Annotated in this window: 19 protein-coding genes; 16 read left to right on the forward strand and 3 right to left on the reverse strand. The window is 70.4% G+C overall.

The genetic code is table 11. The annotated features are described in order from the left end of the window. Positions 1-9: 9 nt before the first annotated feature. The gene (locus LC452_RS19230; protein ID WP_223628276.1) at positions 10-1,206 is read right to left on the reverse strand and encodes an ROK family transcriptional regulator; all 1,197 of its coding nucleotides are present in this window, start codon (positions 1,204-1,206) and stop codon (positions 10-12) included. A 114-nt stretch (positions 1,207-1,320) separates the two neighbouring features. Here LC452_RS19230 and LC452_RS19235 point away from each other — a divergent pair, with 114 nt between their 5' ends. From LC452_RS19235 to LC452_RS19270, 8 genes are all read left to right on the forward strand, one after another. Then, positions 1,321-2,430 carry a Gfo/Idh/MocA family protein gene (locus LC452_RS19235; protein WP_223628278.1) on the forward strand — a complete coding sequence of 370 codons (1,110 nt, stop codon included), beginning with the start codon at positions 1,321-1,323 and terminating at the stop codon, positions 2,428-2,430. Next, positions 2,427-3,950: a sugar ABC transporter ATP-binding protein gene (locus LC452_RS19240; protein WP_223628279.1), complete on the forward strand. Its 1,524-nt coding sequence runs from the start codon at positions 2,427-2,429 to the stop codon at positions 3,948-3,950. The genes LC452_RS19235 and LC452_RS19240 overlap by 4 nt, the downstream gene beginning before the upstream one ends. Beyond that, positions 3,947-5,029, forward strand: a complete 1,083-nt coding sequence (locus LC452_RS19245; protein ID WP_223628281.1) for an ABC transporter permease — start codon at positions 3,947-3,949, stop codon at positions 5,027-5,029. Before LC452_RS19240 ends, LC452_RS19245 begins: the two co-directional genes overlap by 4 nt. Continuing rightward, entirely contained in the window at positions 5,026-6,078 is a 1,053-nt protein-coding gene (locus tag LC452_RS19250) for an ABC transporter permease (protein ID WP_223628283.1), read from the forward strand. The genes LC452_RS19245 and LC452_RS19250 overlap by 4 nt, the downstream gene beginning before the upstream one ends. Positions 6,079-6,092: 14 nt before the next feature. Continuing rightward, positions 6,093-7,289, forward strand: a complete 1,197-nt coding sequence (locus tag LC452_RS19255; protein WP_374197789.1) for a substrate-binding domain-containing protein — start codon at positions 6,093-6,095, stop codon at positions 7,287-7,289. Positions 7,290-7,373: 84 nt separating this feature from the next. Next, positions 7,374-8,228 carry a sugar phosphate isomerase/epimerase gene (locus LC452_RS19260; protein ID WP_223628286.1) on the forward strand — a complete coding sequence of 285 codons (855 nt, stop codon included), beginning with the start codon at positions 7,374-7,376 and terminating at the stop codon, positions 8,226-8,228. Beyond that, positions 8,225-9,232 (forward strand): sugar phosphate isomerase/epimerase, encoded by a 1,008-nt coding sequence (locus LC452_RS19265; protein ID WP_223628287.1) that lies wholly within the window; start codon positions 8,225-8,227, stop codon positions 9,230-9,232. Before LC452_RS19260 ends, LC452_RS19265 begins: the two co-directional genes overlap by 4 nt. A gap of 11 nt (positions 9,233-9,243) precedes the next feature. Beyond that, positions 9,244-9,537 (forward strand): Dabb family protein, encoded by a 294-nt coding sequence (locus tag LC452_RS19270; protein WP_223628289.1) that lies wholly within the window; start codon positions 9,244-9,246, stop codon positions 9,535-9,537. Between the two features lie 28 nt (positions 9,538-9,565). On the opposite strand, the gene LC452_RS19275 is transcribed toward LC452_RS19270, so the two are convergent. Together LC452_RS19275 and LC452_RS19280 are read right to left on the reverse strand one after the other, a co-directional pair. Then, positions 9,566-10,522: an NYN domain-containing protein gene (locus LC452_RS19275; protein ID WP_223628291.1), complete on the reverse strand. Its 957-nt coding sequence runs from the start codon at positions 10,520-10,522 to the stop codon at positions 9,566-9,568. Then, positions 10,515-11,510 carry a Gfo/Idh/MocA family protein gene (locus LC452_RS19280; RefSeq protein ID WP_223628292.1) on the reverse strand — a complete coding sequence of 332 codons (996 nt, stop codon included), beginning with the start codon at positions 11,508-11,510 and terminating at the stop codon, positions 10,515-10,517. Before LC452_RS19280 ends, LC452_RS19275 begins: the two co-directional genes overlap by 8 nt. Positions 11,511-11,616: 106 nt before the next feature. On the opposite strand from LC452_RS19280, the gene LC452_RS19285 reads away from it, so the two are divergent. The 8 genes from LC452_RS19285 to LC452_RS19320 all read left to right on the forward strand — a co-directional run bounded on the left by LC452_RS19285 (position 11,617) and on the right by LC452_RS19320 (position 20,508). Continuing rightward, entirely contained in the window at positions 11,617-12,999 is a 1,383-nt protein-coding gene (locus LC452_RS19285) for an NtaA/DmoA family FMN-dependent monooxygenase (RefSeq protein ID WP_223628294.1), read from the forward strand. 125 nt (positions 13,000-13,124) lie between these two features. Next, entirely contained in the window at positions 13,125-14,759 is a 1,635-nt protein-coding gene (locus LC452_RS19290; RefSeq protein WP_223628296.1) for a TIGR04028 family ABC transporter substrate-binding protein, read from the forward strand. 30 nt (positions 14,760-14,789) lie between these two features. Continuing rightward, positions 14,790-15,758, forward strand: a complete 969-nt coding sequence (locus LC452_RS19295; RefSeq protein WP_223628298.1) for an ABC transporter permease — start codon at positions 14,790-14,792, stop codon at positions 15,756-15,758. After that, positions 15,755-16,648 carry an ABC transporter permease gene (locus LC452_RS19300; RefSeq protein WP_223628299.1) on the forward strand — a complete coding sequence of 298 codons (894 nt, stop codon included), beginning with the start codon at positions 15,755-15,757 and terminating at the stop codon, positions 16,646-16,648. Before LC452_RS19295 ends, LC452_RS19300 begins: the two co-directional genes overlap by 4 nt. Continuing rightward, complete coding sequence (locus tag LC452_RS19305) at positions 16,645-18,261, forward strand: ABC transporter ATP-binding protein (RefSeq protein WP_223628301.1); 1,617 nt, start codon at positions 16,645-16,647, stop codon at positions 18,259-18,261. Before LC452_RS19300 ends, LC452_RS19305 begins: the two co-directional genes overlap by 4 nt. Next, complete coding sequence (locus LC452_RS19310; protein ID WP_223628302.1) at positions 18,258-19,286, forward strand: putative FMN-dependent luciferase-like monooxygenase; 1,029 nt, start codon at positions 18,258-18,260, stop codon at positions 19,284-19,286. Before LC452_RS19305 ends, LC452_RS19310 begins: the two co-directional genes overlap by 4 nt. After that, entirely contained in the window at positions 19,283-19,909 is a 627-nt protein-coding gene (locus LC452_RS19315; protein WP_223628303.1) for a CMD domain protein, read from the forward strand. The genes LC452_RS19310 and LC452_RS19315 overlap by 4 nt, the downstream gene beginning before the upstream one ends. Further along, positions 19,906-20,508 carry an alkylhydroperoxidase domain protein gene (locus tag LC452_RS19320; protein ID WP_223628305.1) on the forward strand — a complete coding sequence of 201 codons (603 nt, stop codon included), beginning with the start codon at positions 19,906-19,908 and terminating at the stop codon, positions 20,506-20,508. Before LC452_RS19315 ends, LC452_RS19320 begins: the two co-directional genes overlap by 4 nt. Position 20,509 lies beyond the last annotated feature (1 nt).

Here is a 20,509-nt window from a genome sequence, read left to right on the forward strand (position 1 = left end):
GGGTGCGGGTCAGCGCGCCTTCGCCGCCACGTAGCGATCGACGTTCACCGGTGAGAGCACCTCGCGGGCGACCATGATCGCGGCGCCCAGCACCGCGGCGCGATCGCCGGCCTGGGACTGCACGATGGCGAGGTGCTGGGTGGCCAGCGGGATCGATCGTCGGTACACGACCTCGCGCACGCCGGCGAGCAGGTGCTCTCCGGCCCGGGCGATGCTGCCGCCGAGCACGATGATCGAGGGGTTCAAGAGGTTGACGACGGTGGCGAGCACCTCGCCGACGTCGCGCCCGGCCTGACGGGTGGCCTCGATCGCGGCGGCGTTCCCCGCGCGGACGAGGTCGACCACGTCAGACGCGCTCTGCACATCGTGGCCTGCGGCGTGCAGAGCGACCGCCAGAGCCGATCCGCTGGCGAGGGCTTCGAGGTCGCGCTCATCGCCCGGTTCGCGTGCCGATCCCGCCCCGCTCGGCACCTGGACGTGCCCCATGTCTCCCGCGGAGCCCTGCGCGCCGCGCTGCAGCTGCCCGCCGGCGATGATGCCCGCTCCGATGCCCGTGGAGACCTTCACGAAGATCAGGTCGTCGACGCGGGGCCAGCTCGTGGCCTGCTCGCCCAGGGCGAGGATGTTGACGTCGTTGTCGACGAGCACCGGCACGTCGAAGGTCTGCTGCACGTAGCCCGGCACGTCGAACCGGTCCCATCCGGGCATGATCGGCGGGTTGGTCGGTCGTCCCGTGGAGTGCTCGACCGGACCGGGAACCCCGATGCCGACGCCCAGCAGGGGGAGGCCCGAGGCGGCGGGCAGCTCGAGCAGCGCCGTGCCGTCGGAGAGGATCGTGTCGAGCAGCGTCTCCGGGCCGTCGCCGATGTCGATGGTGCGGGTGCGGGCGTCGAGGATGACGCCGGCGAGGTCGGCCACGGCGACCGTGGCGTGGGTCGCGCCGAGGTCGACGGCGAGCACGAGACCGGCCCTCGGGTTGAAGGCGACCCGGGCGGGCGGCCGCCCGCCGGTGGATGCCGCCTCGCCTGCGGGCCGGAGCAGGTCGGCGGCGAGGAGGGCGTCGACGCGCAGCGCCACCGTCGAGCGGGCCAGTCCGGTCAGCGCGGCGAGCTCGGCCTTCGTGCGCGCATGCCCGTCGCGGAGGATCTGGAAGATCTCACCGGTGCCCGGATTCGTCGCTGAGACGGGCCGCAGAACGTCAACCATTGCGACAGTAAACCACAGCACTTCCGTGCATCATCGATTGACTTCGGATTTGTTACAAACAACTTTTGACGGAGGACTAGCAAAAGTGGAGAGGCCTGTGTCAGAATCGCCGACATGACAACGGATGTCACAGACACCGGTCTCGGAACGATCCGAGCCGGCATCCTCGGCGGAGGATTCATGGCCCGCGTGCACCGCACCGCGGCGCGAGACGCCGGAGGCGAGCTCCGCGCCGTCGCCACCCGCTCCGCCGCCGGAAGCCGTCACGCTGCGGACGCCCTCGGCGCCGAGCGGGCCGAGGCCGACGCGGATGCCCTCCTGGATGCCGCCGACATCGACGTCGTGCACATCTGCACTCCGAACGCGACGCACGCCGACCTGGCCCTCCGCGCTCTCAGCGCGGGCAAGCACGTGATCTGCGAGAAGCCGCTCGCGACGACCGCGCTCGACGCGAAGATCCTCGCCGACGCGGCGGCCTCGTCCGGCCGCGTGGCCGCCGTGCCCTTCATCTACCGCTACCACCCGATGGTGCGCGAGGCGCGGGCCCGCATCGCCCACGGTGACATCGGCGAGCTCCTCACGCTGGACTGCTCGTATCTCCAGGACTGGATGCTGCTCCCCAGCGACGACGACTGGCGGGTGCGCTCCGCCTCGGGCGGCGCCTCCCGCGCCTTCGCCGATATCGGCTCGCACCTGTGCGACCTCATCGAGTTCGTGATCGGCGAGCGGATCCGCGCGTTGAGCGCCCGCACGCGCCGCGTCTTCCCGGAGCGGGCCGGGCACGAGGTCGACACCGAGGACATCGTCGCCGTGCTGGTCGAGACCGCGTCCGGAGCGCTGGGCACGCTGCTCATCTCGCAGATGGCCGCGGGTCGCAAGAACGCGCTCACGCTGGAGCTGCATGGCTCACGGCAGAGCATCCGCTTCGAGCAGGAGCGACCGGAAGAGCTCTGGATCGGCATGCGCGACGAGTCCCGGCTGCTGCTGCGGGATCCGGTCGCCGCCGACCCGGACTCGGCTCGACTGCAGCGGGTTCCGGCAGGGCATGCGATGGGCTACCAGGACGCCTTCAACGGCTTCGTCGCCGACGTCTACGCGGCGATGGCCGGAGCGCAGCCCGAGGGATTGCCGACCTTCGCCGACGGATACCGCTCGGCCGTGGTGACCGAGGCGGTCCTCGCCTCGGCGGCGGACGGCGGACGATGGGTGGAGGTGACGGCATGAACGCGACCACGACGCAGCCGGTGCTCGCCGTGAGCGGCATCCGCAAGTCGTTCTTCGGCGTCGAGGTGCTCAAGGGCATCGACTTCGACGTGCGGCCGGGGGAGGTGCACGGCCTCGTCGGAGAGAACGGCGCCGGCAAGTCCACCCTCATGAAGATCATCGCCGGGGTGCAGCCGGCCGACGAGGGCACGGTCGCCTACCTCGGCGAAGAGGTGCGTCACGCGCACCCCCGCCAGGCGATGGATGCCGGCATCGTCACGGTGTTCCAGGAGTTCACGCTCCTCCCCGAGCGCACGGTCGCGCAGAACGTCTACCTCGGCCGCGAACCGCGACGCGGCGGCTTCGTCGACAGCAAGGCGATGATCAGCCGGACCGCGGAACTGCTCGCCGATCTCGGCGTCTCGTTCATCGAGCCGCAGGCACGAGTGGGGTCGCTCACGGTGGCCGAGCAGCAGATCGTCGAGATCGTGAAGGCGCTGTCGTTCGATGCGCAGGTCATCTCGATGGACGAGCCGACCGCAGCGCTGAGCGACCGCGAGGTCGAGCTGCTCTACGCGATCATCCGCCGGCTCACCTCCCGCGGCGTCGCCGTGATCTACGTCTCGCACCGGCTGAAGGAGATCTTCGACCTGTGCGACCGCATCACGATCCTCAAGGACGGCGCCCTCGTGTCCACCGACGAGACGGCCGCGCTGACGACCGACGAGCTCGTGCGGCGCATGGTCGGCCGGTCGATCCAGTCGTACTTCCCCGACGCGATCGAGGGCACGAAGGTCGGAGACCCCCGTGTCGAGCTCGAGGAGTGCGGCAACGCGTACGTAGACGGGGTCTCGCTGACGCTGCGTGCGGGCGAGATCGTCGGCATCGCCGGGCTCCAGGGCTCCGGTCGCACCGAACTCGTCGAGGGAGTCTTCGGCATCCAGGCCTTCACTCGGGGAACCATGCGGATCGACGGCATCCCGGTGCGCATCACCAGCGCGCGCTCGGCCGTGCGTGCCGGACTCGCCCTGGTATCCGAGGACCGCAAGGCGCAGGGCCTCGCGCTCGGGCAGTCCGTGCTCGACAACGCGCTGCTCGTGGTGCGGAGCGTCTTCCCCGGCCGCACGGCCGCGTCGCGTCGCGAGGTGCCCGGCGTGCTCAGCTCGCTCGAGATCAGCTCGCGGGGAGTAGGCCAGGAGGCGCGGTTCCTCTCGGGCGGCAATCAGCAGAAGGTGGTGCTCGCGAAGTGGCTGCTCACGCAGCCGCAGATCGTGCTCTTCGACGAGCCGACCCGAGGCATCGACGTCGGCGCCAAGTACGCCGTCTACCAGCTCATGCGCGAGCTCGCGGCGCAGGGGAAGGCGGTGCTCATGGTCTCGAGCGAGCTGCCCGAGATCATCGGGATGAGCGATCGCATCCTCGTCATGCACGACGGCGAACTCGTCGCCGAGCTGCCGCCCGGTTCGGCGGAGCACGAGATCCTCGGGGCGGCGACCGGCGCGATCGATCCCGGCCTCTCGACGGACGGAGGTGCGCGATGAAGCGCTTCCGGATCGACTCCACGACCATCGTCCTCGGCATCCTGATCCTGGCTCTCGTCGTCGGCGCGATCCTCGTCGGGACCGTCGGCCGCAACTTCCTCAGCCCCGGCAACATCCGCGACATCCTCACCGGCATGAGCGTGCTCGGCCTCGTCGCGATCGGGCAGACGCTCGTGGTGCTCGGCGCCTCGCTCGACCTGTCCGTGACGTACGTGATCAGCCTCGCCAGCCTGCTGGGGGCGACGACCATGAACGGCAACCCGGCCAACATCCCGGCCGCCGTGGCGATCACGCTGCTGGTCTGCGCGGGGATCGGGCTCGTCAACGGTCTCATCGTCACGGTGCTCAAGGTGAACGGCTTCATCGCCACGCTCGGCGTCGGCCTGATCCTGCAGGGCATCCTCAACACGAACTTCGAGGGGTCGGCGGGAGCCGTGCCGTGGGAGTTCCAGCTGATCGGTGCGACCGGTCTCGGACCGGTGCCGGTCTCGACGATCATCATGATCGTGCTGGCGGTGGTCGTCTGGTTCCTGCTGAACCGAACCCGCACCGGCGCCCACCTCTACGCCGTCGGCGGCGATCCCGAGATCGCCCGTCTGTCGGGGGTGCGCACCCGGCCGCCGCTCATCGCCGCGCACGTGCTGTGCTCGGTGTTCGCCGGTCTCGCCGGCCTCCTGCTCGCCAGCCGCCTCGGCGTCGGCAGCCCGACGGTCGGACAGCAGGGCGGATACGCGCTGCTCTCGATCGCCGCGGTGGTCCTCGGCGGCACGCTCCTCCTCGGCGGACGTGGATCGATCTGGGGCACGGTCGGCGGCGTCGCCATCCTCGCCGTCGTCGACAGCGTCATGAGCGTCATGCAGGTGAACCCGTTCCTCAAGGACGTCGTCCGCGGCATCGTGATCGTGGCCGCCGTCGCCGTGTACAGCCGTCGCGCCATCGTGCGCCGCCGACCGCGCTTCGGTGCCGGCGGTACCCGCACCGGCGGGGACGATGCGGCCAAAGCGGCCGCCGGAGAGATGGCGGCAGCGGCATCCCAGCTCGCCGATGCCACCCCCGCGACGGAAGGAGGCCGGTCATGAACGCCCTGCGCGCCCTCGTCAGCCCTCGAGGAGCGGTCTTCCTGCTGCTCGTCATCCTTCTCGTGGCCGTCACGATCCTCAACCCGAACTTCGCGGAGCCCGGCCAGCTCATGCGCTTCATCCAGCGTGTGGCGCCCATCGCCATCGTCGCGATCGGGCAGTACTTCGTCATCATCGCGGGAGAGTTCGACCTCTCACAGGGGTCGCTCATCACGGCGCAGGTCATCCTCGCCGGCAATCTCGTCGGACAGGACGACTCCCGCACCGTCCCGGTGCTGCTGCTCATGATCGTCGTGGGTGTCGCCGTAGGCCTCGTGAACGGCCTGATCACCACTCTGCTCAAGGTGCCGTCGTTCATCGTGACCCTGGGCGTGATGCTCGCCCTCCTCGGAGGCGTGCTGTGGTGGACCGGAGGGGCCGCGACCGGGAACCCGGCCGACAGCTTCCGCGAGATCGGCCGCGGCGGCATCCGCGACGTGCCGTTCCTCGACTTCATCCCGTGGGCGGTGTTCATCCTGATCGCCTGGCTCGCCCTGGGGATCTGGATCACGAAGCTGCCCCTGGGCAAGTCGCTCATCGCGGTCGGTGACAACGCCATCGCGGTCGACTACGCCGGCGCCCGCCGCGCCTGGGTCACCACGCGCGCGTTCATCATCTCGTCGCTGTCCGCCTCGCTCTCGGCCGTGCTGCTCGTCGGCTACGCCGGGGTGCATCCGTCGGTCGGCCGCGGCTACGAGTTCATCGCGATCACCGCGGTCGTCCTCGGCGGCGTGGTGCTCGGCGGCGGACGCGGCTGGATCGTCGCCGCCGCGGCCGGAGCCTTCGCGCTCGAGGCGCTCTTCATGCTCCTCAACATCGCGGGCGTGCCGTCGACCCTCCGCGACGCCGTGCAGGGCGTCATCATCATCGCCGCCGTCGCCTACTCGGCCGTCGCCTTCCGGGCACGGCGCCGACGAGGGCCGCAGACAGCTCCCGATCCCACCACCGCAGGACCCGCAGAACCCGTAACGACCAGCACCATCCACACAGAGAAAATCAGAGGAGATTAGCAATGCGTCGATCAATGAAGATCGCCACCGCAGGGGTGGCTCTCTTCGGCCTCATCGCGCTCGCCGGGTGTACGACTGACCCGTCCGTCGCGCCGGCCGAGTCCGACAGTCCCGACGAGTCGGCGGAGACGACCGAATGGTTCGACCAGGAGCTGTTCGACAAGCAGAACGAGGAGCGCGGCGTCGAACCGCAGGGTCCGGCCGACCAGCCGTACCTGCAGCACATCAACGCCGAGATGGTCGACACGACGGAGTTCGCGAGCGACGGCGCCAAGAAGGCGTGCTTCGCGAACGCCTCGATCTCGAACCCGTGGCGGCAGACCGGCTGGATCACGATGAACGAGCAGCTGAAGGCGCTGCAGGCCGACGGCGCGATCAGCGAGATGGAGACCCGCGACGCGCAGGACTCCGATGACACGCAGATCGCCGACATCGACTACTTCATCTCCGAGGGCAACTGCGACGTGTTCCTCATCTCGCCGAACAGCACCGCCGCCATGACCCCGGCCGTGGAGCGGGCGTGCGAGACGGGCAAGCCCGTCATCGTGTTCGACCGCGGCGTGAACACCGACTGCTATGTCTCGTTCATCCACCCGATCGGCGGCTTCGCCTGGGGCATCGACACGGCCGAGTTCCTCATCGACAACCTCGAAGAGGGCGACAAGGTCGTGGCTCTCCGCATCCTCCCGGGTGTGGACGTGCTCGAGCACCGCTGGGCCGGCGCGAAGAAGCTCTTCGACGAGGCCGGCATCGAGGCCGTGGACTACTTCACGGGAGCCGACCCCGCCGAGATCAAGAGCATCATCAGCGATGAGCTCGCCAAGGGCGACGTGCAGGGCATCTGGATGGATGCCGGAGACGGCGCCGTCGCCGCAATCGAGGCGTTCGAGGATGCCGGAGCGGACTACCCGGTCATGACCGGTGAGGACGAGATGAGCTTCCTCCGCAAGTGGAAGGACACGGGTCTCACCGGCCTCGCTCCGGTGTACTCCAACTTCCAGTGGCGCACGCCCCTCCTCGCCGCGCAGATGGTCTTCGCAGGCGAAGAGGTCCCGAAGGAATGGGTGCTGCCGCAGAAGCCGATCACCGAGGGCGAGCTCGACCAGTACCTCGAGGCCAACGACGGCATGCCCGACGGTCACTACGCCAAGTTCGGCGGAGAGGACCTCCCGGGGTATCCGACCGTCTGGCAGGAACGGCAGATCCCGTAAAGTCACGGCAAGACGCGTCTCGTCTCGCTGCGCTCCCGGAGGAGTGCGGCGAGACGAGACGTCTCCCCGATGAAGAGGAGAAGGATGCCCCGCACGATCGCGGTGAACACGTGGGTGTGGACGTCGCCGCTCACGGATTCGACGGTCGAGCCGCTCGCCCGCAAGGCGAAGGATCTCGGCTACGACGCCCTGGAGCTGCCGCTCGAGAACGTGGGGGACTGGGACCCGCGGCAGGTGCGCGAGGTGCTCGACGCCCTCGGCCTCGGCGCGATCCTGGTCGGAGCGATGGGGCCAGGGCGATCCCTCGTGTCGAAGGCAGGCGACGTCACGGCGACTCAGGACTACCTGCGAGCGTGCATCGGCTCCGCGAGTGTGCTGGGATCCGACGTCGTCGCGGGTCCCTTCTACGCTCCGACCGGCGTGACCTGGCGCATGGATGCCGATGAACGCACCGCCGTCGTGCGCGAACTGCGCGAGAACCTCGCGCCCCTGGCGGCCGAGGCCGTCGACCTCGGCATCACCCTCGCCGTCGAGCCGCTCAACCGCTACGAGACCAGTCTGCTCAACACCGTGGAGCAGAGCCTCGACGCGCTCGGGCCGCTGCTCGGCGCCGGCGTCGGCCTCGCTCTCGACACGTACCACCTCAACATCGAGGAGAAGAAGCCCGCCGACGCGATCCGCTCCGCCGGTGCGGCGATCGCGCACGTGCAGGTGTGCGGCAGTGATCGCGGCGCCGTGGGCGACGACCACACCGACTGGCCGGAGATCCTGCGCGCGCTGGACGACGCCGGCTACCACGGCCCGCTGGGGCTGGAGAGCTTCACGGGCGAGAACGCCACGATCGCGGTCGCCGCATCCGTGTGGCGCCCGCTCGCCCCGAGTCAGGACGAACTGGCCGCCCGCAGCATCGCCGCACTTCGCGCATTGGAGCACTCATGAGCACGCGTCCTGTCACCCTGTTCACCGGCCAGTGGGCGGATCTGCCCTTCGAGGACGTCGCGCGCCTCGCCGCCGAGTGGGGCTACGACGGACTCGAGGTGGCGGCATCCGGCGACCATCTCGACCTGCGGCGGGCAGACGAGGACGACGCCTACGTCGCCTCCCGCCGCGAGATCCTCGACCGCCACGGGCTGAAGATCTTCGCGATCTCGAATCATCTCGCCGGTCAAGCCGTGTGCGACGCCCCGATCGACTTCCGGCACCAGGCCATCCTCCGGGAGTACGTCTGGGGCGACGGCGATGCGGAGGGCGTCCGGCAGCGCGCCGCCGAAGACATGAAGCGCGCCGCGCGCGTCGCCCGCAAGCTCGACATCGACACGGTCGTCGGGTTCACCGGATCGTCGATCTGGCCGTATCTGGCGATGTTCCCGCCGGTCCCGGCATCCGTCATCGAGGGCGGCTTCGAGGACTTCGCGGCCCGCTGGAACCCGATCCTCGACGTGTTCGACGGCGAAGGCGTGCGGTTCGCGCACGAGGTGCACCCCGGCGAGATCGCCTACGACTACTGGTCGAGCGTGCGCGCGCTCGAGGCGATCGGCCACCGGGAGGCGTTCGGTTTCAACTGGGACCCGTCGCACATGATGTGGCAGAACATCGACCCGGTCGGGTTCATCGTCGACTTCGCCGACCGCATCTACCACGTCGACTGCAAGGACACCCGCATGCGCCCGCACAACGGGCGTGCCGGAGTGCTCGGCTCGCATCTGCCGTGGGGCGACCCGCGACGCGGCTGGGACTTCGTCTCGACCGGCCACGGCGACGTGCCCTGGGAGGACGCGTTCCGTGCGCTCGACGCGATCGGCTACACGGGACCCATCTCGATCGAGTGGGAGGACGCCGGAATGGACCGGCTCCATGGCGCTCCCGAAGCGCTCGCCTACGTGCGGTCGCTGCTCTGGCCGAAACCCGATGCCTCGTTCGACGCCGCGTTCAGCAACCAGTGACAGGAACCCGCATGCCGATCCAGCACACCGTCGTCTTCCGTCTCGCTCACCCGGCGGGCTCTGCCGAGGAGCGCGAGTTCCTCGCGACCGGGCACGCCGTGCTGACCTCCATCCCTGGCGTCGCGGACTTCACCATCCGGCGGCAGGTGAGCGCGAAGAGCGACCTCACGCATCAGTTCTCGATGATCTTCGCCGACCAGCACGCCTACGACGCGTACGACGTCCACCCCGCGCACCGCGCCTTCGTGGCGGAGCGCTGGGTGCCCGAGGTCGCCGAGTTCCAGGAGTACGACTTCACCGAGTGAGCCCCGGGGGAGCCGGGGGAGCCCGGCCTCAGGGCTCGCGCAGCTTGACCAGACGCTCGTGGCCGGTCTCCTCCAGTTCCGCGATGTCGTCGCGGGACTTGAGGAAGTCGGAGAACGACCGGTAGCCGAGGGCCTTCTCGCTGAACGACGGGTCCATGCGGCGCATGTGCGTCTTGACGGCCGAGCTGTGCAGCCACTCGTCGGCGTCGGCCTTGTCGTGGCCGAGGCGCAGGGCGCGTTCCAGCAACTGCGTGGCCTCGCCCTGCTCGTCGATCTTGGGCTCTTCGACCTTGGCCGTCGTCGCCTTGGATTTGGCCCGTCGCGGCGCCTTCGCCTTGGGCGCATCGGCCGGGGCCTCGGCGACCGGCTCGACGGGTTCGGCCGTCGGCGCCGCGACGACCGGTGCCGGCTTCGACGGACGGACCACGCCGGGGAGGGAGTCGTAGGCCTCGAACTCGTCGCACGCCGCGGCCAGGGACTTGGCCGTGGAGCCGGCGACGCCGACGCCGATCACGTAGCGTCCGAGACGCTTGCAGCGCTGCGCCAGCGGCACGTAGTCGCTGTCGCCGGCCACGATGACGACGTGCGTCAGGTCGGGGAGGCGGAACATGTCCTCGACGGCATCCACGGCGAGGCGGATGTCGGCGCCGTTCTTCGCATACGCCGCCGCAGGGAACAGCTGCACGAGGTCGACCGCGCGCGCCACCAGCTGGGAGCGGTACTCGGCGTTGACGGGCGAGGACCAGTCGGCATAGGCCCTCGTGAGCACCAGGGTGCCGAAGGAGGCGGCGTAGTCGATGATCGCGCCGACCTCGATCATCGCGCGGCTCAGCCGCTCGGCGACCTCGGGGTCGTTCGGGTTCTCGGTGATCCGCTGGCGGTCCTTGCCGTAGGCGTTGCGGCCGTGGACGCGGTCGTACCAGGAGATGACGATGTTGTCGAAGTCGAGGTAGACCGCGACGCGGGCGTTCGTCGGCTCAGCCACGGTCGGACTCCTCATGCGGGTAGCGCACGCCGATCTGCGATCGGATCTCGTCCAGGACGCCCATGATCGCGACGCTCTCGGCGATCGGGAGCAGGTCGCCGGCGATGTTGCCCTCGGCGACGAGCCGTTCGGCGGCGAGCGCCTCGAACTGCATGCCGCGGCCGTCGATGTCGGAGGCGTACTCCTCGTGGACGGTGCCGTCCGGCAGCACGACCCGGAACGAGGTGGGGGAGTACCAGACATGATCGATGTCGATGCGCGCGGCGGTCCCGATGATGCTCGCGGTGTTCGGACCGGCGGCGCGGGAGGACGAGAGGGTGGTCGAGATCGCGCCGCCCTCGTGCGTCATGACCGTGGCGACCTCGGCATCGGCCCCGGTCTCGATCAGACGCCCGACGGCGCGGATGCTGGTCGGAGCTCCGAGGATGTCGTGGACGAACGAGATCGGGTAGATGCCCAGGTCGAGCAGGGCACCGCCGCCGAGCTCGAGCGCGTTCAGCCGGTGGGCGGGGTCGGACGGCAGCAGCTGGGTGTGGTCGGCGGTCACGGCGCGGATCTCACCCAGTGTGCCCTCGGCGATGATCTCGCGGATGCGGATCATGTGGGGCAGGTACCGCGTCCACATCGCCTCGGTGACGAGCAGGCCCTTCTCGGCGGCGAGCCGCTGCAGGTCTTCGGCCTCGGCGCGGTTCAGGGTGAACGCCTTCTCCGCGATCACGTGCTTGCCGTGCTCGAGCAGCAGTCGGGCGTTCTCATGGTGCAGCGGATGCGGAGTCGAGACGTAGACGATGTCGACATCCGGGTCCGACGCGAGAGCCTCGTACGAGGGATGCGCGCGCGCGATGTCGAAGCGTGCGGCGAAGGCGTCCGCGGACTCCTGCGAGCGCGAGCCGACGGCCACGAGATCGAGCCCTGCGGTGCGCAGATCGGATGCGAACGAGGCGGCGATGCCGCCGGTCGCGAGGATTCCCCAACGAAGACCAGTCATTCTTTCAGCGTAGAGGGTGCGGTGGGTGTGACGGACTGTTACATCACGTGACTCCCGGCATCGCCGGCCTGGAAGTCGTCCGCGGTGCGAACCTACGGTGACGAGCATGACCGAACCTCTGATCGTCGGTGCCATGGTGCGCACGCTCGGCGCGTATCCGTCGGGGTGGCGGCATCCCGGGGCGCATCGCGATCCGTCAGCGGACGCCGACATCCTCCGCCACATCGCCAGAGAAGGAGAGGAAGCCGGACTCGACTACCTCTTCTTCGGCGACTGGCTGGCGACCGGACCCGACCTGGAGTTCCGCGATCCGTATCTCCTGGCCCGCATCGACCCGGTCAGCGCCGTGCTGTTCCTCGCCGGCGTGACCTCGCGCATCGGGCTGATCGCCACGGTCAACACGACCTACGGCGATCCGTACACGACGGCGCGGTCGCTGGCGTCGCTCGACGTGCTCACCGGTGGGCGCGCCGGGATCAATCTCGTCACCGGCGCCGAGCCGCGGGCCGCGGGCAACCACGGCCGCGACGCGCACGCCGACAACGACACGCGCTACGACCGCGCCGAGGAGTTCGTCGCGGCCCTGCGCGGGCTCTGGGACTCGTGGGATGAGGATGCCTGGATCGCGGATGCCGAACGCGGCGTGCTCATCGATCCCGCGGGTCTGCGCAGCACCGACCTGCACGGTGCGCAGGTGCGGGTCACCGGCCCGCTGAACGTCGCCCGACCGCCGCAGGGGCGGATCCCGATCGTGCACGCCGGCACATCGCCGCGGTCGCGTGCGCTCGCGGCGACGGAGGCCGACCTCGCGCTCATCGCGGCACCGAACATCGCCGACGCGATCGCCACGCGTGCGCAGCTCCGCGCGATCGCGGCGGAGGCCGGGCGTTCGCCCGAGTCGCTCAAGGTGATCGCGCCGGTGCTGCCGGTCGTCGCCGAGACGGATGCCGAGGCGCACCGCATCGTGGAGCGCCTGCTCGCGCTCGTGCCGCTCGCCGAGGGGCATCAGCCGGCACGCACCGCGTTCCCGCCGAACCGCACCGTCGACGCCCTCTCGGACGCCCTCGGCGTGGCGGCGGACGACCCGTTGCGCGCGGTCGCCTTCGATGAGCCCGTGACCGCGGACGACGCGGCACGACTGGGGGAGGGCGGCGCCGCGCTGATCGAGCGGGTGTCCCGCATCGCCGGTCTGGCCGTCTCGGGTCGGCGCCCGCTCACCTGGCGGCACCTCGTCGCCGCGCATGCCGTGCCCGCCGCCTTCGTGGTGGGTGACGCACAGCTCATCGCGGATCACTTCGAGACCTGGCGCGATGCCGGAGCGGCCGACGGCTTCAACGTGCTGTCGGCTTTCCAGCCCGCGCAGTTCGAGGCCTTCACGCGCCTCGCGGCGCCCGAACTGCGGCGTCGTGGACTGCTCGCGGGCGACGCCGAGCGCACCGGGGCGACCCTGCGCGATCGGCTGCGCATTTCCTCCCGTGTCGACGCATGACGAGAGGTTTCGCTTCGCGACCGTCGGAGTCCGTCGCGTCGCAGCGCGGCATCCGCGTTCCCTAGCGTGAAGCCACCTTGAACCTCCGCGACACCCTCGCACCCGAAGCCCAGGAGTCCTCTCACATGAATCGCCGTCTCGTCCGCGCAGCCGCCGTCGCGCTGCCACTCGTCCTCGCGGCGGGTCTCGCCGCCTGCGCCTCCTCACCGGCACCGGCGAACGCGCCGGCGGCGGGGAGCGACCCCATCACCGGCGGTACGCTCACCTACCTCGAGCACCAGACCTACACGAACCTGTACCCGCCGCAGGCCGGCTTCTATCCGAACGGCGGCGTCGTCAACAACATCGCCGCCCGTCTCACATGGCAGAACCCGGAATCGCTCGAGATCGAGCCGTGGATCGCGACCGACTGGACGGTGAACGACGACGCGACCGAGTACACGTTCAACCTCAAATCCGACGTCACCTTCTCCGACGGCACGCCGCTGGACGCGGCCGCGGTGGCGAAGAACTTCGACACCTACGGACTCGGCAACGCCGAGCGCGGGCTCACGGTCTCCGAGGCGATCAACAACTACGCCAGCAGCGAGGTCGTCGACGCGGACACCGTCACGTTCCGGTTCTCGGCCCCGGCGCCCGGATTCCTGCAGGCGACCTCGACGATCAACTCCGGTCTCCTGTCGCCCGAGACCCTCGACGGCACGATCGAGGACTTCGGCGCCGGCAACGCCGAGGAGATCATCGGCTCCGGTCCCTTCACCGTGACCGACGAGAAGCTGGGCACCGAGTACACGCTCACCGCCCGCGACGATTACGCCTGGGCGCCGGAGAGCGCCGAGAACCAGGGCCGCCCCTACGTGGACGCGGTGCACGTGCTCGTCACCCCGGAGGACTCGGTGCGCATCGGCTCGCTGCTCGCCGGTCAGGCCGACTACGTGCGCTACGTGCAGGCCTTCGACGAGGACCGCGTCGAGAGCGCCGGCTTCACGCTCTACGCCCCGCAGACCCGCGGTGTGAACAACGCGATCAGCCTCCGTCCGAGCAACCCGCTGCTCACCGACGTCCGCGTCCGCCAGGCTCTCGTGTCCGCGGTCGACGCGCAGGAGGTCGTCGACACGCTCTTCACCGAGAACTACCCGGTCGCGAAGTCCGTCCTCTCCTCTGAGGCGCTCGGCTTCAAGGACGAGTCGGAGCACTACGCCTTCGACCCCGACAAGGCCGAGAAGCTGCTCGACGAGGCCGGATGGGAGCCGGGCTCCGACGGCATCCGCGAGAAGGACGGCGAGCGGCTCGCGTTCACCGTCTACGAGGCGAAGCCCCAGCCGCTGTCGAAGCAGACGCTCGAGCTCGTCGCGCAGCAGCTGGCCAAGGTCGGCGTCGAGCTCACCGTCAAGCCCGGCGATGCCGGCAGCGCCGCCGAGGACAACCGCGATCCGGTCGCGACCGGCTTCTACCACTCGATGGTCGGCCGTGCGGACCTCGACGTGATCAAGAGCCAGTACTTCACCAAGAACCGCGACACCCTCATCTCGAACGACGCTGAGCTCGACGCGCTGCTGCTCGCCGTGGCGTCCGAGCCGGATCCCGACAAGCGCATCGCGGCGTCGCAGGCCGTGCAGGACTACATCGCCGAGCAGGCGTACGTGATCCCGCTGTTCGAGGAGCCGCAGGTGTACGGCGCGGCGACCTACGTGCAGGGCGTGGCCTTCGAGTCGGTGGGTCGCCCGACCTTCTCCGGCGTGTGGCTCGCCGAGCACTGATGAGCACGGACTGATGGGCACGGTGCACCGATGAGCTTCGTCCTCCGACGAGCCGGGCAGGCCGCGATCGTTCTGATCGCGGCCTTCACGGCCACGTTCTTCCTGCTGCAGCTGCTGCCGGGCGACGCGATCCTGATCAAGTTCTCCGACCCGAGTCTCGGGCTCTCACCGGATCAGCTCGACAGCATCCGCGCGACATACGGCGCAGACCTGCCGTGGTGGCAGCAGTACCTGCACGCAGGCCTCGGCTTCCTCGCCGGGGACTTCGGATACTCGACGCAGTTCGGCACCCCGGTGCTCACGATGCTGGGCGAAGCGCTGCCGTCGACCCTGCTGCTCGCCTTCCTCGGTCTGATCGTGGCGCTGCTCATCGCGGTGCTGGTCGCGGGTCTCTCGTCCCTCGCCCGTTTCGCCTGGCTGCGCGACGGACTGCGCCAGATCCCCGGACTGTTCGTCGCGGTTCCGGTGTTCTGGCTCGGGATCCTGCTCATCCAGGTGTTCTCCTTCGGCCTCGGCTGGGTGCCGATCGTCGGCGCCGACCCGGTGTCGGGGCTCATCCTGCCGGTGCTCACGCTGGCCGTGCCGATCTCGGCGCCGCTGGCGCAGGTGCTCGTGCGGAGCATCGACCAGGTGCAGGCGCAGCCGTTCATCACGGTCGTGCGGGCGAAGGGCGCTCCGCCGCTCTGGGTGCTCACCCGCTCCGTCGCCCGGAACGCCGCCGTACCGAGTCTCACGATCGCGGGAGTCCTGTTCGGCGAGCTCGTCGGCGGTGCGGTGGTCACCGAGACCGTGTTCGGCCGCACCGGTGTCGGCCGTCTCACCGAGCAGGCCGTGGCGAACCAGGACATCCCGGTGCTGCAGGGCGTCGTGCTGCTGTCCGCCCTCGGCTTCGTGCTGATCAGCTTCGCCGTCGACCTCGTCACCCCGCTCATCGATCCGCGTCAGCGGAACGTGGCGAGGGCGACGACCCCACGCGCGCTGCAGGAGGTGCCGGCATGACCGTCCCCGTTCTCACGACCCTCCCGACTCCGGTGATCCCGGAGCAGGAGGCGGATGCCGCGGGCGAGGCCTCGATCCGGCCACGCCGTCCGCGGCGTCCCCGCCCCTGGGGGCTGTACCTGGCGATCGTCGTCGTCGTGCTCGCGGTCCTGTGGGCGGTGATCCCCGGGGTCTTCGCGCCCGGCGATCCCCTCACCGGTACGCCGGCCGACAAGCTCCTGCCGCCGAGCGCCGCGCACTGGTTCGGCACCGACACTCTCGGTCGAGACCTCTTCGGCCGTGTCGTGCACGGTGCGGTCCACTCCCTCTCCGGGGCGCTCATCGCGGTCACCGTGGGCCTCGGCTTCGGCACGCTGATCGGCGCGATCGCCGGAGCGGTCGGCGGGGTCCTCGACGACGTGCTGATGCGCGTGGTCGACGTGCTGCTCGCGATCCCCGGCCTCCTGCTGTCGCTGTCGGTGATCATCCTGCTCGGGTTCGGCACCGTGAACGCCGCGATCGCCGTCGGCCTCGGCAGCATCGCCGCCTTCGCCCGCCTGATGCGCGCGGAGGTCGCCCGGGTGCGGCGCACCGAGTACGTCGAGGCCGCGTACGGCAGCGGGGCCACGTTCTTCGCGGTGCTGCGGCGGCATGTGCTGCCCAATTCGCTCACCCCGATCGTGGCGCTCGCCGCCCTGCAGTTCGGCACGGCGATCCTCGCGATCTCGACCCTCGGGTTCCTCGGCTACGGCGCACCGCCGCCCACGCCCGAGTGGGGTCTCCTGATCGCGGAGGGACGCAACTACATCGGCACCGCCTGGTGGCTCACGGCCCTGCCGGGTCTGGTCGTGGTCGCGGTGGTGCTCAGCGCCAACCGGATCAGCCACCGGCTCGGAAGGAACACGCGATGAGCGTTCTCGCCGCCACCGATCTGCGCATCTCCTACGGCGGGCGCGAGGTCGTCCACGGCATCTCGTTCGAGATCGCCGAGGGGGAGACCCTCGCGCTCGTCGGCGAGTCCGGGTCGGGGAAGTCCACCACGGCGCATGCGCTGCTGGGGCTGCTGCCTGCCGGAGGGCGTGTCGACGGCGGGAGCGTGCGGCTCGGCGACCTCGAGATCTCCGGCTGGTCGGACCGGGCGCTGCGCGGCATCCGGGGGCCGGCGATCGGCCTCGTGCCCCAGGACCCGACGACGTCGCTCGACCCGGTGCGCCCGATCGGCGCACAGGTCGAGGAGATCCTGCGCCTGCACGGGCACCGGGATCGCCGCTCGCGTCGGGCCAGGGTCATCGAGCTGCTCGACCGCGTCGGCATCGACGACCCCGACCTGCGTGCCCGCCAGTATCCGCACGAGCTCTCAGGCGGCATGCGGCAGCGCGTGCTGATCGCGACGGCGATCGCGCTCGGTCCCCGCCTGCTGATCGCGGACGAGCCCACGAGCGCGCTCGACGCCACGGTGCAGCGGAAGGTGCTCGACCTGCTCGACGAGCTGCGGCGCGAGGAGGGCACCAGCATCCTGCTCGTCACCCACGACCTGGGCGTCGCCGCCGACCGTGCGGAGCGACTGGTCGTGCTGAAGGACGGCCGGATCGTGGAGCAGGGCGCGAGCGCGGACGTGCTCGCCGCGCCGACGGACGCGTACACGAAGCAGCTGCTCGCCGATGCCCCGGCGTTCACGACCGGCTTCCGACGCCCCGACGCCCCGCCGTTCCTGCGCGATGCGGCAGCGGTCGCGGCGGAGAACCCCTACGCCATCGTCGCCGACGGACTCGTGAAGGAGTTCCGGGTCGGCGGGCGCGAGCGCTTCCGCGCCGTGGACGACGTGTCGTTCCGGGTGCGCAAGGGTACGACGCACGCGCTGGTGGGGGAGTCCGGCTCCGGCAAGACCACGACCGCCCGTCTCATCACGCGATTCCAGCAGCCGGATGCCGGCACTGTCGCGGTCGCGGGCGAGGACGTCACCCACGCCTCCCGCGAACAGCTGCGGGCGCTGCGCCGTCGCATCCAGCTCGTGTACCAGAACCCGTTCGCCTCCCTCGATCCCCGCCAGCAGATCGTCGACATCGTCGCCGAGCCGCTGCAGAACTTCCGGCTCGGCTCCCGCGCGGAGCGCCGCGAGCGTGCACTGGCCCTCCTCGATCGCGTCTCGCTTCCCGCGGACGTCGCCCGTCGCACGCCGCAGGAGCTGTCCGGCGGACAGCGGCAGCGCGTCGCGATCGCCCGAGCCCTGGCGATCGATCCGGAGATCGTCGTGCTCGACGAGGCGGTCTCGGCGCTCGACGTGACCGTGCAGGCGCGTATCCTCGAGCTGCTCACCTCGCTGCAGTCCGAGCTCGGCCTCACGTACCTGTTCATCTCGCACGACCTCGCCGTGGTGCGACGGATCAGCCACACGGTCTCGGTGATGCGTCGCGGCCGCGTCGTCGAGGAAGGGCCGACCGAGGAGCTGTTCCACGACCCGCAGCACGACTACACCCGGGAGCTGCTCGCCGCGGTGCCCGGTCGAACGGAGATTCCCGCATGACCGCCCCCACCGTCGCCTTCTTCTCCCGCCTGCTCGACGACGCGGCGCCTGCGGAGAGGTACGCGCTCGCCGCGGAGCAGATCCAGCGCGCCGAGAGCGTCGGCATCGGACGGGCGTGGGTCGCGCAGCACCACTTCCGTGCGGCGGAGGGCGGGCTGCCGTCGCCGCTGGTGTTCCTCGCGAGCATCGCGGCCCGCACCACGCGCATCCGTCTCGGCACCGGCGTGATCACGCTGCCGCTGGAAGACCCGGTGCGCGTCGCGGAGGACGCTGTCGTGGCCGACCTGCTGTCGGGCGGTCGCCTCGACCTCGGCCTCGGCAGCGGCGGCACCCCGTCGTCGTTCGTGCCGTTCGGCGAGGACGTGCGCGACAAGGCGCCGACGTACGACCGCAAGCTCGCCGTGCTGCTCGATGCCCTGGGCGGCCGCGACATCGGCGCAGGCAACACGCTCTACCCGGATGCCGCCGGCCTCGCCGACCGCATCTGGCAGGCGACCTTCTCGGCGCCGGGCGGTCATCGCGCCGGCATCCACGGGCACGGTCTGCTGCTCTCGCGCACGCAGCCGCGGAGGGAGGACGCGCTGCACGCGCCGCTGTCCGCCTTGCAGGACCCGATCATCGACGCGTACCTCGAGGCCCTGCCCGCCGGAGTGACACCGCGGATCACCGCGTCGCGCACGGTGTTCGTCGCCGACGACCGCGCCGAGGCGCTGCGCTTCGCCGAGGTGGGCCTGCGCCGTGCGGCCGAGGGTTTCCGCCGACAGGGTCAGACCATTCCGGGCGATGACATCGACGAGCTGATCGCCGCTCTCGACACGCACCTGGGCACGCCGGAGCAGGTGGCCGAGTCGCTCGCCGCCGATGCCACGCTCGTCCGCGCGACCGAGGTCGCCTTCCAGGTGCACTCGGTCGACGCCCCGCACGAGCACGTGCTGCGCTCGATCGAGCTCTTCGCCGAACAGGTCGCGCCCGCCCTCGGGTACGCACTCACCGACATCACCGACACCATCAAGGAGAAGGCATGACACACGACATCGTCGATCAGATCGTGGGGGTGACGCCCGAGCTCGATGCACTGCGGCGTCGTCGCCCGGTGACCAGGGAACAGCTGCAGGCGAGCTTCGACGCGTTGTTCCGTCCGGTCTCGGAGGAGCACGTGTCGCAGGCGGAGCGCGAGCTGATCGCGGCCTTCGCCACGCGTCTCGCCGGCAGCTCCGATGCGACCGGCACGTTCTACGCCGACCGCGCGCTCGCCGCCGACGCTCAGCGTGCGGCGGTCGTGCTGGCGGAAGCGGCGGATGCCGCCGTCGCAGGCCCGTTCGGCGCCTACACCGAGAGCGGGCTGCAGGACGAGAACACCGAGGGCGAGCGCTACGCGCCGTCGGATGCCGCTGCCGAGGCTCTCGGCGACCGGCTCGCCGCCGCTCTCGCCCACACGCACCTGCTCGTGTTCCGCCCGCGCGAGGCGTCGGGCAGCGACATCAGCCGCCTCCTCGATGCCGGGTGGTCCGCCGACGGCATCATCACGCTGTCGCAGCTGGTCTCGTTCCTGGCTTTCCAGCAGCGCGTCATCACCGGACTGCGCACCCTCGCCGCTGCCGGATTCGCCACCACTGCCGCCGCCGACTCCGAGGAGGAGGCCGCATGACCGCCGAGACCGTGCTGACCCACGACGCCCCGCACCCGCACGCGTTCACCCGCGGGGAGGTCGGCTGGCTGCCGCATCTCGCTCCGCTGCCGGAGGAGGAGCTCACCGAGCGCCACTACGACGGACTCGTCGATGCGGCCCGGGCGAAGAACGACTACTTTCGTCTGCTCGCGCGCGACCCCGAGATCCTGAAGGCGCGCACGCTCGTCGACAAGGACATCTTCTACAACGTCGCCGAGGGCCTTCCGCGCGCCGAGCGCGAGCTCGCGGCGACAGCGGCATCCCGCCGCAACGGCTGCGTGTTCTGCGCCTCGGTGCACTCCCGCTTCGCCGCCCACCACGGCAAGCGGGTCGACGACGTCGACCGCCTGCTCGATGAGGGGGTGGAGGCGGACCTCGGTGAGCGGTGGAATGCCGTCGTCGCGGCATCCGTCGCTCTGACCGACACGCCCAGCGCGTTCGGGGAGGGCGAGATCGCCCGGCTCCGCGCGGCAGGCCTCGACGATCTGGAGATCGCCGACGTCATCCACGGCGCGGCGTTCTTCAACTGGGCGAACCGCCTCATGCTGTCGATCGGACGGCCGGTCGCACCGGCCTGAC

The organism is Microbacterium sp. EST19A (assembly GCF_019969685.1).
GTDB lineage: Bacteria > Actinomycetota > Actinomycetes > Actinomycetales > Microbacteriaceae > Microbacterium.

Excerpts from the sequence above, each read along its gene's own strand:
- LC452_RS19230 (WP_223628276.1), bottom strand. The coding sequence starts at position 1,206 with ATGGTTGACGTTCTGCGGCCCGTCTCAGCGACGAATCCGGGCACCGGT.
- LC452_RS19235 (WP_223628278.1), top strand. The coding sequence starts at position 1,321 with ATGACAACGGATGTCACAGACACCGGTCTCGGAACGATCCGAGCCGGC.
- LC452_RS19240 (WP_223628279.1), top strand. The coding sequence starts at position 2,427 with ATGAACGCGACCACGACGCAGCCGGTGCTCGCCGTGAGCGGCATCCGC.
- LC452_RS19245 (WP_223628281.1), top strand. The coding sequence starts at position 3,947 with ATGAAGCGCTTCCGGATCGACTCCACGACCATCGTCCTCGGCATCCTG.
- LC452_RS19250 (WP_223628283.1), top strand. The coding sequence starts at position 5,026 with ATGAACGCCCTGCGCGCCCTCGTCAGCCCTCGAGGAGCGGTCTTCCTG.
- LC452_RS19255 (WP_374197789.1), top strand. The coding sequence starts at position 6,093 with ATGAAGATCGCCACCGCAGGGGTGGCTCTCTTCGGCCTCATCGCGCTC.
- LC452_RS19260 (WP_223628286.1), top strand. The coding sequence starts at position 7,374 with ATGCCCCGCACGATCGCGGTGAACACGTGGGTGTGGACGTCGCCGCTC.
- LC452_RS19265 (WP_223628287.1), top strand. The coding sequence starts at position 8,225 with ATGAGCACGCGTCCTGTCACCCTGTTCACCGGCCAGTGGGCGGATCTG.
- LC452_RS19270 (WP_223628289.1), top strand. The coding sequence starts at position 9,244 with ATGCCGATCCAGCACACCGTCGTCTTCCGTCTCGCTCACCCGGCGGGC.
- LC452_RS19280 (WP_223628292.1), bottom strand. The coding sequence starts at position 11,510 with ATGACTGGTCTTCGTTGGGGAATCCTCGCGACCGGCGGCATCGCCGCC.
- LC452_RS19285 (WP_223628294.1), top strand. The coding sequence starts at position 11,617 with ATGACCGAACCTCTGATCGTCGGTGCCATGGTGCGCACGCTCGGCGCG.
- LC452_RS19290 (WP_223628296.1), top strand. The coding sequence starts at position 13,125 with ATGAATCGCCGTCTCGTCCGCGCAGCCGCCGTCGCGCTGCCACTCGTC.
- LC452_RS19295 (WP_223628298.1), top strand. The coding sequence starts at position 14,790 with ATGAGCTTCGTCCTCCGACGAGCCGGGCAGGCCGCGATCGTTCTGATC.
- LC452_RS19300 (WP_223628299.1), top strand. The coding sequence starts at position 15,755 with ATGACCGTCCCCGTTCTCACGACCCTCCCGACTCCGGTGATCCCGGAG.
- LC452_RS19305 (WP_223628301.1), top strand. The coding sequence starts at position 16,645 with ATGAGCGTTCTCGCCGCCACCGATCTGCGCATCTCCTACGGCGGGCGC.
- LC452_RS19310 (WP_223628302.1), top strand. The coding sequence starts at position 18,258 with ATGACCGCCCCCACCGTCGCCTTCTTCTCCCGCCTGCTCGACGACGCG.
- LC452_RS19315 (WP_223628303.1), top strand. The coding sequence starts at position 19,283 with ATGACACACGACATCGTCGATCAGATCGTGGGGGTGACGCCCGAGCTC.
- LC452_RS19320 (WP_223628305.1), top strand. The coding sequence starts at position 19,906 with ATGACCGCCGAGACCGTGCTGACCCACGACGCCCCGCACCCGCACGCG.